Source organism: Pelomonas caseinilytica (assembly GCF_021353235.1).
Classification (GTDB): domain Bacteria; phylum Pseudomonadota; class Gammaproteobacteria; order Burkholderiales; family Burkholderiaceae_C; genus Pelomonas; species Pelomonas caseinilytica.
In genome coordinates this window covers 1-13745 of the sequence record NZ_JAJTWT010000011.1, presented here as the reverse complement: position 1 = coordinate 13745, position 13745 = coordinate 1, and the positions used below count along the sequence as shown (strand labels likewise).

9 protein-coding genes are annotated in these 13745 nt (G+C 66.3%); 4 read left to right on the top strand and 5 right to left on the bottom strand.

Going from position 1 to position 13745, the window contains the following annotated elements:
• Nucleotides 1-4: 4 nt before the first annotated feature.
• The 5 genes from LXT12_RS21365 to LXT12_RS21345 form a co-directional block, all read right to left on the bottom strand.
• Nucleotides 5-631: a hypothetical protein gene (locus tag LXT12_RS21365; RefSeq protein WP_233394326.1), complete on the bottom strand. Its 627-nt coding sequence runs from the start codon at nucleotides 629-631 to the stop codon at nucleotides 5-7.
• Between the two features lie 11 nt (nucleotides 632-642).
• Nucleotides 643-2130: an aspartate aminotransferase family protein gene (locus LXT12_RS21360; protein ID WP_233394325.1), complete on the bottom strand. Its 1488-nt coding sequence runs from the start codon at nucleotides 2128-2130 to the stop codon at nucleotides 643-645.
• Nucleotides 2131-2155: 25 nt separating this feature from the next.
• Complete coding sequence (locus LXT12_RS21355; protein WP_233394324.1) at nucleotides 2156-2809, bottom strand: class II aldolase/adducin family protein; 654 nt, start codon at nucleotides 2807-2809, stop codon at nucleotides 2156-2158.
• Nucleotides 2806-4410: a xylulokinase gene (locus tag LXT12_RS21350; RefSeq protein WP_233394323.1), complete on the bottom strand. Its 1605-nt coding sequence runs from the start codon at nucleotides 4408-4410 to the stop codon at nucleotides 2806-2808. Before LXT12_RS21350 ends, LXT12_RS21355 begins: the two co-directional genes overlap by 4 nt.
• A 124-nt stretch (nucleotides 4411-4534) precedes the next feature.
• The gene (locus LXT12_RS21345) at nucleotides 4535-5707 is read right to left on the bottom strand and encodes an MFS transporter (RefSeq protein WP_233394322.1); all 1173 of its coding nucleotides are present in this window, start codon (nucleotides 5705-5707) and stop codon (nucleotides 4535-4537) included.
• A 77-nt stretch (nucleotides 5708-5784) separates the two neighbouring features.
• Here LXT12_RS21345 and LXT12_RS21340 point away from each other — a divergent pair, with 77 nt between their 5' ends.
• The 4 genes from LXT12_RS21340 to LXT12_RS21325 all read left to right on the top strand — a co-directional run bounded on the left by LXT12_RS21340 (nucleotide 5785) and on the right by LXT12_RS21325 (nucleotide 13698).
• Nucleotides 5785-6462 (top strand): TetR/AcrR family transcriptional regulator, encoded by a 678-nt coding sequence (locus tag LXT12_RS21340; RefSeq protein WP_233394321.1) that lies wholly within the window; start codon nucleotides 5785-5787, stop codon nucleotides 6460-6462.
• Between the two features lie 202 nt (nucleotides 6463-6664).
• Nucleotides 6665-8968: a beta-galactosidase gene (locus LXT12_RS21335; protein WP_233394320.1), complete on the top strand. Its 2304-nt coding sequence runs from the start codon at nucleotides 6665-6667 to the stop codon at nucleotides 8966-8968.
• A gap of 15 nt (nucleotides 8969-8983) precedes the next feature.
• Nucleotides 8984-10324: an MFS transporter gene (locus LXT12_RS21330; RefSeq protein ID WP_233394319.1), complete on the top strand. Its 1341-nt coding sequence runs from the start codon at nucleotides 8984-8986 to the stop codon at nucleotides 10322-10324.
• 863 nt (nucleotides 10325-11187) lie between these two features.
• The gene (locus LXT12_RS21325; protein ID WP_233394318.1) at nucleotides 11188-13698 is read left to right on the top strand and encodes a DUF6531 domain-containing protein; all 2511 of its coding nucleotides are present in this window, start codon (nucleotides 11188-11190) and stop codon (nucleotides 13696-13698) included.
• The last annotated feature ends 47 nt before the right edge of the window (nucleotides 13699-13745 follow it).

Sequence of the window (13745 nt, the reverse complement as noted above, 5' to 3'; positions counted from 1 at the left end):
CTGCTCAGTAGCCCTTGGTTTCCTCGGGCAGCAGACCCTGGCGCACGCGCCGCGCTGCGCGGCGCTCGTCCTTCATCAGGCGGCCATTGGCCACGTACCGGACGATCCAGGGCAGCGGCCTCACCTTGCCGCCAGCGGCGGTGGCGAGAACGCAGGCCTTGGCGCACTTCTCGAACAGCTCGGCGTTGAGGGCCAGGCGGGCGCCGGTCATGCCGAGCACTAGCGGCCGGCCTTGCACCAGCACGGCATTGCCTCCCGCGGCCAGCGCCTGGCCGAGGCCATGGCCTGCCTGTGGCGGCGCCATGCGCCCCAGGTGCCGTACCTGCTCGTCGAAGACGCCGGGCAGGGCGCCGCCGAAGTCGGCGAGGCCGAGCCCGAAAGGGCCGCCGCCCGAGGCCAGCGCGCAGACGTCGTTCCGCGCGGCGAAGACGGCGGCGTGCAAGGCCGCGCCGGCCTCCGGCGTGCCGCGCCAGGCGATGCGCCGCGGCACATCGTCCTGCGCGCCGCCGAACCACATCGCGTCGCTGCCCGGAATGCGCAGGGACAAGGCCGGCTCCGCGCCGCCGAGCAATTGCTTGGCCACGAGCCGCTCGCGCAATTGCAGCCAGAGCTGCCGCAGGGTCTGCTCCATGTCGGCCACCTTCAGACCAGGGCGAACACGTCGTCGAAGCGGTTGAGCGCGTCGTCGATCACGTCGTCGGTGTCGGCCAGGCTGGTGTAGATGCGGCTGCCCGCGAGTGTGACGAGGCCGTGCGCCGTGTAGGCGGCGCCCATCTCCTCCATCATGTGTTTGCGCCGCCTGGCCTCGTCCTTGACCTTGAACAGCTTCCACAGGCTGCTGGTGTCCAGCAGCAGCACGCCCGAGGTCTGCAGATGGACGATGGAGCCCATGTTGTAGGCGACGTAGGGCAGGCCGCGGCGGCGGATGATCTCTTCGAGGCCGAGGCGCAGCCGGTCGCCGGCACGGCCAGCCACGACGGCCGCGTTGCTGCGCTCGGCCTCCCTGAGCGCGTGGTAGCCGGCCACGCAGGACAGCGGGTTGGCCGACAGCGTGCCGCCGACGAAGGCGCGGCGCGAGGTGGTGCCGATGCCGCCCACCAGGGACATCATCACGTCCTTCCGGCCACCGATGGCCCCGGCCATGGGGTAGCCGCCGGTCAGGCATTTGCCGAGCACGGTGATGTCCGGCCTGACGCCGAAATAGGCCTGCGCGCCGCCCATGCCGATGCGAAAGCCCGTGACCACCTCGTCGAAGATCAGCAAGGCGCCGAACTCGTCGCACAGCTTGCGCACCTCGGCGTTGTAGCCGGCATGCACCGGGCGGGTGCCGCTCTCCGGGCCGAGCGGCTCCAGCAGCACGGCCGCGGTGCCTCCGCGCAGCCGGTTGAGCTGCAGCTTGCGGCGCAGGGCGTCGAGGTCGTTGGGCAGGCATTCCTGCGTGTGGCCCGTGGCGCCGCGCGGGATGCCCGTGGCCTCCATGCGGCCGGTGTTGGGCAGCCGCATGCCGTAGACGAGTTGGTCGCTCCAGCCGTGATAGGCGCCGCCGACCTTGATGATCCACTTCTTGCGGGTGTAGGTCCGCGCCAGCCGAACTGCCCCCATCACCGCTTCCGTGCCCGAGCCGAGCAGCCGCAGCATCTCGACCCCCGGCATGTGGCTGCACACCAGCTCGGCGAGCTTGACCTCGTATTCGTGCAGCAGACCGGTGACGGGGCCGCATTCGTCGATGAGCTCGTGCACCTTCTGCCGCACCGCCGGGTGGTTGCTGCCCAGCAGCGTGGGGCCGCCGGCCTGCAGGAAGTCGATGTAGCGGTTGCCGTCCACGTCGGTCAGGTAGGCGCCTTCGGCCTGCCTGATGGCCAGAGGGAAGGGGTGGTTGAAGGCCAGGTTGTGCTGCACGCCTCCCGGGATGACGGCCTTGGCCTGTTCGGCCAGCCGCTTGGACCCGGCGCATTTCTGCTCGAACCAGCGCAGGACCTTGGGCATGGCGTCGGGGCGGATCGGCCGCATCGGCTGGGCCACCAGTTCGGCGAGGCGGCCGTAGAGGGCGGTCGTGTCCGGCCATGCGGAGATGGCGGAGTCGGCGGCGCCATTGGCGGCCGCGGCGTGGATGGAGGCGAGGTTGCTCATGGCGTGCGCTCGGTGTGGGGAGAGTTCAGGAAGGGCTGCGTCCGTTCAAGGCGTCATGCATGCGCCACAGGGCCTGGCGCAGCCCGGCCGCCGAGCCGACGGCCCGCGCGCCGATGCGTTGGCTCAGCAGGCGTCGGGCGAGGGTTTCCAGGTCATCGACGGCCCGCATGGCGGCGGCGCTGTCGTGCCCGCAACACAGGATGCCGTGGTTGCGCATCAGGTAGGCGTTGATGTCGGGGCGCACGGCGCGTCTGAACTTCGAGGCCAGCCAGCCGCTGCCTGACGGGGCGTAGCCCACGAGCGGCAGGCGCGGGCCCAGCGCGGCATGCCACTCAGGTGGCACGGGGATCTCGGCGCCCAGCAATGCCAGGGCGCTGGCCACCGGCTGATGGGTGTGGATGCTGCAGCCCACCTCCGGCCGCGCGCGCAACACCCCCGCGTGCAGGCTGCTTTCCACCGAGGGCGCCCGGTCGCCCTCGACCTGGCGCAGGTCGGACAGGCGCAGGATGCACACGTCGGCCGCGGCCATGCTGAAGTAGTCGATGGCCGATGGCGTGACGGCGACGTGCCCGGCATCCACGCGCAGCATGATGTTGCCGCCGGTGCCGGCGAAGTAGCCGCGGTGCGAGAGTTCGATGCAGAGGTCGACGACGTGCTGGCGTTGCTGGGCGTGTTTCATGGGCTCTGGCGGGCGGGTGATGGGGCGTTCAAGCGGTGGTAGAGCGGCGCCAGGCGCGTGCGCACTTCCTTGAAGGCCTCGAACTTGTCGGCGTAGAGCTGCCGCAGGTCGGAGGTCGGCTCGTAGACCCGCCGCGTGCGGCGCAGGGCCGCCAGGTCGGAGAAGGTCATCGCACCCATGCCGACGCCCGCGATGAAGGCCGCGCCGATGGCATTGGCCTGGATGGGGGCGATGGGCTGGCGGATGGCCTGCCCGGTGACGTCGGCCATGATCTGGCACCACACCTCGCTTTGCGCACCGCCGCCCACCGCGGTGAGGGCGCCCGGTTCGCGTCCCAGCAGCTTGACGAAGGGTTCGAGCATCCAGCGCGTATTCAAGGCCACGCCTTCCAGGAAGGCGCGGAAGATGTCCTCCCTGGAGTGCTCGAGCGAGAGATTGATCAGCCCCGCCCGCAGGCGCGGGTCGTCGACCGGCGTGCGCTCGCCGAACAGCCAGGGCGTGTAGATCAGCCCGCGCGCGCCGGGCGGCACGCGGGCGGCGATGCGGTTGAGCACGTCGTAGACCTCGGGATGCTCCTCGTCGCCAGCGAGTTCGTCGGGGTGGTAGAGGATGCGGTCGCGCAGGAAGGACAGGTTGGCGCCTGCCGTGGACTGCAGGGCCATCGCGAGATAACGCCCCGTCACCGCGCAGGGCACGGCGGCGATCTTGCGGAACACGTCCGTCTTCATGAAAGGCACGTGCGCGCCCAGCCACGACGAGGTGCCGAGGTAGAGGTGGGTTTCGTAGTCGCCCACCGAAGCCCCGACGGCCACCGCCGAGTTGTCCACCGCGCCGGCCACGACGAGGGTGCCCGGCGCTAGCCCCAGCGTGTCGGCCACCTCGGGCAGCAGCGTGCCGATCACGTCGGTCGACCTGACGATCTCGGGCAGCTTGTCGGCATCGATGCCGAGCAGGCGCACGAGCCGCGGGTCGTAGCGCACCTTCGATGCGTCCCGGTTGTCGGTCACCCAGGCCGTGAGGATGGAGTCCTGCGTGGCGCACAGCCGGCCGCAAAGGCGCAGGTTCAGGTAGTCCAGCGCGTTGAGGAACTTGTGGGTGCGTTCATAGACCTCGGGGCGTTCGTCGCGCAGGTAGGCCATGTGGCCGGCGCTGTCGCGTCCGGTGCTGGAGGGCGCACCGCCGGTCAGGCGCAGCCATTGCCACAGCTTCAGCGGCGCATAGCCTTCGACGTTGAGGAACCGGCCTCGGGCGCGCCGCGCGATGGCCGCCGCGCCACGCGCGTCCAGCCAGCTGATGGCGCGACCGATGGGGCTGCCGTTGCGGTCCACGCAGACGGTGACCTCGGTTTGCGTCGAACAGCAGACAGCCACCACGCGCTGGCGCCGCGCCGCGTCGACGTTCAGCAGTTCGCCGGCCGCACCGAGCAAGGCCTGCCACCAGTCGGCCGGATCCTGCTCGGCCTGCACGCCCTGGACGTGCAGGGGCACGGGCCGGAACGCCCACGCCTGCACGGTGCCGTCCAGGGCAACCAGGGCGCACTTGCAGCCCGAAGTGCCGAGGTCGATGGCGAGGACGAGGCGTTCGTCGGGGCTTGTCGGCACGATCAGGCCTTGGGGGAGCTGGAGGGGTGTGGTCGGTCATTCATAGTGATGACTAGTATATAGCGATGACTATATTTAAAGGGGTACGAAAGGCTCGCGGAAACCCGTAGGCGCGGCCGGGCCGTCACGCGTCGACTTGCGGGTGGCCGCGCCGGTGCCAGGCCATGCCGAGGGCCAGCGTCGCCATGGCGCCCGCCGCGAAGGCGGCGCTGACGAGAGGAACGGAGCGGGCTTGTTCGCCTTCGACGACGAAAGAGGCCGCCAGCGGGCCGAAGGCGATGCCGAAGACCTGGGCCGCCGGGACCAGCGAGGCGATTCGGCCGCTGCCGTCGGCATCGAAGGCCAGGCGCATCTGGAACGGGGTGATGAACAGCCAGGTGAAGGAGAACACGCCGCAAAGAACCGCGAACTCCATCGTGTGCCCTGCCGCGGTGCCTGCCACGGACAGCGCCACGACACCGAGCACGCCCGAGCCGAGGAGGAGGGTGGTCGGCGTGCGGAGTTTCCTCACCAGCGCCGAGCCGCAGCTCCCCCCCAGCACCTGCACGCCCAGGCAGATGGCGATCAGGGTCTCGACGGCCTGGGCCGGCAGGCCGGCATCTTTTCCCAAGGGCTCGACATAGGCCCAGAGCGACCCCAATGTCGCCAGCTGAAGGAAGACCGCGAGCAGCGGCAGCGCGGTGCGCGCGGACCAGACGAAGCCGCTCAGTGCCGGCGGCACCAGTGCAGCCAACTGCCCAGGCAGAAAAAGGGCGATCACGACGACTGGCGCCATGAGGCCGGCCAGGACCATGAACGCGCCGGACCAGCCGAAGGCGGGTATCACCAGACGGGCCAGCAGCAGGCCGAGCAGGGCCTGAGCCGCCGTCTGCACCACGAAAAAGATGCCGGCCACGCGGTCGGGCTTGGCGCACCGCACGATCACCGCCGTGGCGACCCACACCAGCAAGCCCTCGGCAAGGCCGGCCGCAGCGCGGATCAGCGCGAAGCCGACATCGCCTTCGATTCGCAGGGTGCAGATGTCGATGGCACCCGAGGCCAACGCGGCCAGGACTGCAACGGAGCGCAAGCGTGACAGCGGCTGCGCCAGGTCGCCCGCCAGCACACCGAGCCCGACGGCCACGATCTCGGCCATGGCCACGAGCCCGACGCCTTCGAGGCTGACCCGCCTGGCGTTGAGCAATTCGCCCAGGAGGATGGGCTGCAGGCCGAGGACGAGCAGCGCGATGGAGCCGACGGCCAGCGCAGCCATCAGGTTCGATGCATCGATCTCTTTGCGTTGCATGATGTCCGTCAAAAAATATAGCTGTGACTATCATATGGTCGTGGCTACTGATTTGGAGGGCGCGTGTGCCCGGGCAATCCCGAACGACCATGACGAAAGCCGACGCGCCCGGAGCGCTCCGGCCGCAACCTGAGCTGACCACCAAGGTTCAGCCGGCCCAGCAGCGCGCTGCCGACACCTTCGAGCGCATCCTGCAAGCGGCGGCGCTGACCTTGGACGAGGTCGGCATCGAGCGGCTCTCCACCAACCTGGTGTGCAAGCGGGCCGGTGTGACGCCGCCGGCGCTGTACCGCTACTTTCCGAACAAATATGCCTTGCTGTCGGAGCTGGGGCAGCGCCTCATGGAGCGCCAGAACGCATGTGTCGAGAGGTGGATGTGCCCGGCGGTATTCACCCAGGATGCGCCGGCCCTGGCGCGAGCCCTGGAAGGGCTGCTGCTCGACACTTTCGAGGTGACCCGGCGCACGGAGGCCGGGATATGGATCATGCGTGCGCTGCGCGCCGTGCCAGCGCTGCAGCAGGTGAGGTTGTCATCGCACGCAGCCGTCACGGAGTCCCAGGCCCGCTTGCTGGCCGGGGCGTTTCCTGCTGCCGAGCCTTCCGAACTGCGCCTGGCCAGCCGTCTCGTGGTGGAGATGATCTATGCGTCCATCGAGATGCTGTTCGACGAGCCGCTGGACCCCAAGGCCGTGGCCCGGATGCTGGGGGGCATGATGGCCAGCCAACTGGACCGGCTGGCCGCGGCGGAGAGACGCCAGGGCGCCTGAGGGGAGGGCGCTGCCGCCCAGCTATATGAACTTTGGATGCGACGTCCGCAAAACGGCATACGAACGAGAAGGCCGGCGGTGCTAGCCTGCACTGACCTGTCACAGTGAATGTCGCGCCAAGTCAGGCGTCGGTCGCGACCCGGCATCCGTCATGACCGTTCTCCTCCCTCGTCGCCGACTGCTCGGGGCGGCTGCCTCCGGCGTGAGCTTGCTGCTCCATCCAACCACCGCCAGCGCAGCGCAGCAGCGCTTCGCGATCGGCGAGACGGACTTCCTGCTCGACGGGAAACCCCTGCAGATCCGCTGCGGCGAAATGCACTTCGCCCGCGTGCCCCGCGAGTATTGGAAGCACCGGTTGCAGGCCATCAAGGCCATGGGCATGAACACGGTCTGCGCCTATCTGTTCTGGAACTACCACGAATGGAGCGAAGGCCACTACCAGTGGGAGGACCAGCGCGATGCCGCGGAGTTCTGCCGTCAGGCCCAGGCCGAGGGCCTGTGGGTCATCCTGCGGCCGGGCCCCTATGCCTGCGCCGAGTGGGAGATGGGAGGCCTGCCTTGGTGGCTGTTGAAGCATCCTGGAGATGCTTTCCTGCGCAGCAGGGATGAGGCCTTCGTGCAGCCGGCGCGGCGTTGGTTGAAGGAGGTGGGGCGCGTGCTGGGGTCGATGCAGGTCACGCAGGGCGGCCCTATCCTGATGGTGCAGGTCGAGAACGAATACGGCTTCCTCAGCGACGACAAGGCCTACATGCAGGTGATGCGTCAGGCCGTGCTCGACGGCGGCTTCGACGTGCCGCTGTTCCAGTGCAATCCGACCGGCGCGGTCGCGAGGACGCATATCCCGGAGCTGCTCACGGTCGCCAACTTCGGCAGCGACCCGGCGGGCGGCTTCAAGGCGCTGGCCGAGCTGCAAAAGGGGCCGCAGATGTGCGGCGAGTACTACTCCGGCTGGTTCGACACCTGGGGCGCACCGCACCGCCGCGGCGACAACGTGCGTGCCATCCAGGACATCGACGCGATGCTGAATGCCAACGGATCGTTCAGCCTCTACATGGCTCATGGCGGCACGAGCTTCGGCCTCTGGGGCGGCTGCGACCGGCCCTTCCGCCCCGACACGACGAGCTACGACTACGACGCGCCCATTGGCGAGGCAGGCTGGGTGGGCGACAAGTTCCGCACCTACCGCGAATGCCTGGCCCGGCATCTGGAGGAGGGCGAGGTCCTGCCCGATCCGCCGGCCCGCCCGCCGGTGATGGCGATTCCCGAGTTCAGCCTCGACGAGACGGCGCCGGTGCTGGCCAATCTGCCGTCCCGGGCCATCCATGCACGGTCGCCAGAGAACATCGAGCAGTACGACATCAGCCGCGGGCTGGTGGCCTACCGCGCCACGCTGCCCGCCGGCCCGGCCCGGCGGCTGGAAGCCGCCAACGCACGTGACCTGGCCTGGGTGTTCGTCGGCGGCCGCCTGGTCGGCACCCTGGACACGCGCTACCGGCGCTTCGGCGTGGACCTGCCGGCATGCCCCCGCGACACCGTGATCGAGATCCTGCTCTACACGATTGCCCGCGTGAACTTCGGCATGGAGGTGCATGACCGCAAGGGCTTGCAGGGCCCGGTGACGCTGCGCACGGCCAGGGACGAGACGCAGGAACTGACCGGCTGGGAGATCCGCGCCATCGATTTCGGCGCCGACGCCGAGCTGCCGCCCCTTCGCTGGCAGCCTCGGCGCTCGTCCGGCCCGGCCTTCTGGCGTGGCAGTTTCGACGCGACGGCCTCCGCCGACACCTTTCTCGACATGTCGGCCTGGGGCCAGGGCATCGTCTGGGTCAATGGCCGTTGCCTGGGCCGCTACTGGAGCATCGGCCCCACGCAGACGATGTATCTGCCGGGGCCGTGGCTCAGGGCTGGCCGCAACGAGGTCGTCGTGCTCGACCTGACCGGCCCGCGGGCCAACCGCATCGCCGGCCTGACGACGCCCATCCTCGACCAGCTGCAACCCGGCCGCGACCTGAAGCGCCCGTTCAACACCGCGCGTCCGCGCCTGGCGGGGCTGGCGCCCGTGCACGAGGGTAGGTTCGCCAGCGGACCGGCGACGCAGGACGTGCGCTTCGCGGCGGCGGCCCATGGCCGCCAGCTCTGCATCGAGGCGCTCGACAGCTTCGACGGCAAGCCCCATGCGGCCATCGCCGAGCTGGCGCTGCTGGACGGGCAGGGGAGGCCGCTGAACCAGGCGGCGTGGACCATCGCCTACGCCAGCAGCGAGGAGGCGCGTAAGGAAGATGGCAGCGCGCTGAACGCCATCAACGGCCAGGCCGCCGACTACTGGCACACGGCCTACAGCGATGTGGTCAGGCCCTTGGGTCCGCCCCGGCTCATCATCGATTTCGGCGCCTCGGCGGACATCGCCGGCCTGCGCTACACACCACGTCAGGGGCCGGAAGGCGTGACCGGCCGCATCCGCCACTACCGCATCTTCGTCGGCGACAAGCTCGTCGAGCAGAACTGAACCGAGGCTATCCCGATGACTCCAGCCACGATGGGCAACTACCGGTGGACGATCTGCGCGCTGCTGTTCTTCGCCACCACGGTCAACTACCTGGACCGTCAGGTGCTGAGCCTGCTTGCGCCCGCACTCTCCAAGGAGTTCGCCTGGTCCAACTCCGACTACGCCAACGTCACCGCGGTCTTCCAGTTCGGCTATGCGATCTCGATGTTGTTCGCCGGCCGCTTCATCGACGCCATCGGCACCAAGCGCGCCTTCCTCATCGCCGTCGCGGTGTGGTCGCTCGGTGCGCTGATGCATGCCTTCGCCGTGCCCGTCGGCGGCGTGCTGGTGGCGCTGGGCATCGGGCTGCCGGCGTCGCTCGCGGGCTTCATGGCCTCGCGCCTGGTGCTGGCCGTCGGCGAGGCGGGCAACTTTCCCGCCGCCATCAAGGCCACGGCCGAGTACTTCCCCAAGCAGGAGCGCTCCTTCGCCACCGGCATCTTCAACTCCGGCGCCAACGTCGGCGCCATCCTCGCGCCGCTGACGGTTCCTTGGATCGCTGTCAACTGGGGCTGGCAGATGGCCTTCATCGCCATCGGCGCCATCGGCTTCCTGTGGATGGTGCTGTGGCAGGTCTATTACGACACGCCGAGCCGCCAGAAGCGCCTTGGCGCCGCGGAGCTGGCCCACATCGACAGCGACCGCGAGCCGCCGCCGGCCGTCGACGGCGCCAGGCTGCCGTGGTTCCGCCTGCTCGCCCATCGCCAGACCTGGGCCTTCGTCGTCGGCAAGTTCATGACCGACGGCGTCTGGTGGTTCTACCTGTTCTGGCTGCCCAAGTACCTGGCGGGGCAGTACGGCATGAGCACGACGCAGATCGCGCTGCCGCTCGCCGTCCTTTACAGCATGACCATGGTGGGCAGCATCGGTGGTGGCTGGTTCCCGGCCTTCTTCATGGCGCGCGGCCTTGCGCCCTACGAGGGCCGCATGCGCGCCATGCTCGTCATCGCCTTCTTCCCGTTGGCGGTGCTGCTGGCCCAACCGTTGGGCGGCATCAGCTACTGGCTGCCCGTGCTGCTGATCGGCGTCGGCGCGTCGGCCCACCAGGCGTGGTCGGCCAATCTCTTCACGACGGTGTCCGACATGTTCCCCAAGCATGCCGTCGCCACGGTCGTCGGCATCGGCGGCATGGCCGGTGGCCTGGGCGGCGTGGTCGTCTCCAAGCTCGGCGGCTCGATCTTCGATGCCTACGGCGCTCGGGGCGAGCTGGCCACGGGCTACATGATCATGTTCTCGCTGTGCGCCCTGGCCTACCTGGCCGCCTGGTGCCTGATGAAGCTGCTGGTGCCGAGGCACAGGCAGATCGACGCGCCTTGAGGCGGAGCGGCGCAACGCGCGCCGTCCTCAAATTCTTCCCACCGGTCGGCGTGCCGTGGAGAACCATGGGGTACGTCGAAATCAGTGCCTCGCGCCAAAGGCCTCCCCCCTCCTGAGCGTACACAGCGCGTGCCCGAGCCGCCTTCTGGGGACAGGAAAGCACCCCCTTGTCCGCTGACAACGCAGTCATCTAACGTCGCGACTGATTGGTTTTATAAGAAAACTAACTAGCTTTTCAGTCGGCATCCTTTCCGGCAAAAAGGGAGGAGACAGCGTGACGCCGCTCGCAAGCACCTTTCGCAAGGCAACCGAGGTATGCGCTGCGCCTTGTCGGCGTCGATCCGCGTCAACCTCGGCCGTCTCGCTTGTCACGCCAGTTGCCCTCAGGCCTCGCGGACACGTCCGCGGTGACGTTGTTCCGTTGCTGTCGCGTTTGATTCGGTCTGACGCCCCGATGCTTTCAACTACCACCAGGGAACGCCATGGCTTCAATAGCTGATGCTGTGCAATTTGCACGGCGAGGGATTCGATATGTTGCCGTAACGGCCGGATTCATCCTTGCCCAATCGGCATACGCCGGTGGTTACGAATGCCCTATGGGCGCGGACCTCAAGCCTGTGTGTCCCCCGCAAGTGATCACGACACCAACGTGGACGGATGCCGACGGCGGCTGGCATTGCCGCGGAAGTGAGTGCGGCGGAAGTCTCAATGGCTGGGGCAGTGGTGGCACGAACCTCGGGCAACCGCCAATGCCAGCGGGAGGCGGGTTGAGTCAGATCGGCCCGGGCGTCGGCTCGCCTGGCCCGCAGCCTTGCGGTCAGAGTGGACAGGCCCCTGCTACGAATCCGTCGTCACCTCATCCGGTGATCTTTTCTTCAGGCGCCAAGCGCCTCTCCCATAGCGATTTCCCACACGCGTCGTTATTGGGAATGCCGCTAACTCGCACCTATGCCTCTGAAGTGACGAATGGCAGCATGTTTGGGCCCAATTGGACCGCAAACATCGAATATCCCGACCTGGTAGTGTCCAACTTTACGTGCCGGAACTATGGCACGCAGTGGGGGCAACAATGCACGCCGGACAGCTTCGTCTTCTACCTTCCTGACGGAAGTTCCTATATCTTTTTTCACTACAACCCACCGGTAGGCATGGGGCCTTGGGTAACTTCCAACGGTTGGACGCTTCTCAATAACCCGAACTCAGGTCCTGCAGGTATGGGGCACATCATCGCCTCTTGGGCCGGCGTCAATCGCATCGCTGTGGCGGTAGGTAGCACGACGTACATGTTCTCGACCGGCGGCGCCGCAAACACATTAGGCACCTACAAGATTGATTCTGTTATCCGAGGTGGGAAGACGATTTATACCTTCAATCGCGATGCGGGTCGCCGATTGACGTCTATTGTCAATCTTTCTGGTTCCAGCGTCCAATTTGGGTGGACGGGCTCGCACGTTACCTCCGTGACCGCTCCGGACGGTCGAGTCTGGAACTATGCTTACGACGGCAATGGCAATTTGACTACGGTGACCCCGCCCAATTCGTCGGACGGCATTTTTACTTACTACTACGAAGACCCGGCAGGACCGACGCGGCTAACAGGCTATGCAGTCGATGGCGTTCGCGCCACCACCTACTCCTACCAGAGCGATGGTCGTGTGTCGCATGTCACGTCCACTGACGGCACCGTTTCAGATACCTACTCGTATACCGCCAACGCAACGACGATGACGGACGTGCGAGGGCAATCAACGACCTATAACTTCACTACGGTCAAAGGCCAAAAGCTCCTGGCGAGCACTCAAACCACGGGAACAAATAGCTGCCCGTCAGCCGCTGCCAGCCTCACATACGACGCCAACGGATTCGTTTCGCAATCGACCGATTTCAACAACAACACCAGCACGTATTCCTACAATATTGACGGAGTATTGCTCAGCAAGACTGTCGCAAGTGGAACTTCCGCCGCCTACACAACTACGTACACGTATACAAACGTTTCTTCCAATGATCCATTCGATTTGACCAGGATCGTCGGGACTGGCGCCGATGGCAAAGGTGTGATGCAGTATGACTATACATACACCTCCACAACGCGTGGTCGCGAGATTGCCACTTCAAAGTTTACGGATCTCTTGACAGGCGCTCCCGCAAGAAATTCAACCTTTTCATACGTGACATACGGCAACGGGGCCATTCAGACAATCACGAGCAGCCGTGTTTTGCCAGCGGGCAGCGCGACCACCATTGCAGCTTACGACACCACGGGCAATCTATCTGCAGTGACCGACGCGGTCGGCAATGTATCTAGCCAGTCCAATTTCAATGGATTGGGATTGCCCGCGACAATTACGGATCCGAACGGCGTTGCAACTTCGATGGGCTACGATAGCCGTGGCCGTACCATTTCAATGAGCACCCCGGGTGTGGGTTCCCTATCGATATCCTACCGGGGTGACGGCAAGGTTCTCTCCATCAATCGATCAGATGGAAGTGCTTCCGGTTTCGCTTACTCCAGCTACGGACGTCTCATCTCGCAATCGAATGGGCTCGGAGAAGTCGTCAGTTTCGACTTTGTGCCGGGTACCAACACGCAAGTGACCCACAGTGTCCGCAATATCGCTTCATGGAATGGGTCCACGTTCAGTCCGTCTGCCGCCGGTACATTCTCGTCCACTGAAGTTTTTGACAACCAACTCGGCCTGGTTGCCTCGATAACCGGCCAGAACGGTCAATCGCAAACTATAAAGTACGACGCGCTCGGCAACGTTTTGAGCGTCACTGACGCCGCCAATCGTCAGACGGCAACAACCTACGATCCGTGGAATCGACCGTTGGTATCAACGTTGCCGGATGGGGCGAAAATTACGCGCGTCTATAGCCCCTCGGGCTTTCTCAAGTCAGTTGCCGATCCGCGGTCACTGAGTACCAGCTACGGATATAACGGCTTTGGTGATCTAACAAGTCAAACGAGTCCAGACACCGGCAGTACCTCTTACGGATTTGATATTGGCGGTCGATTGACTTCTATCTCCAGGGCTGATGGCAAGCAGATCACCAACGGGTATGACGCACTGGGCCGCCTGACTTCACGGACCTCCGGAGGAAGCAGTGAGACGTTCACCTACGATCAGAACGCATATGGCAAAGGCCGATTGACCAACCAGGCAGGCACTGGTGGCAGCATCGCTTTCGGCTACGACGCCGGCGGGCGGCTTACGACCCAGACTGTCAGCGCCCAGGGCCAGTCCCTTACCGTGGGGCACACCTACGACGGGGCGGGCCGTCTCACCGGCATGAGTGCGTATTCCACTGATCGCGGACACCCATTCCAGGCTGATCGCGGACAGTGTTCCAGGCGATCGCGGACACCCTGAGTGAGGTGCCTGAGTGACGGGCCGGATGGTAGGTCAACTGTCCGCGA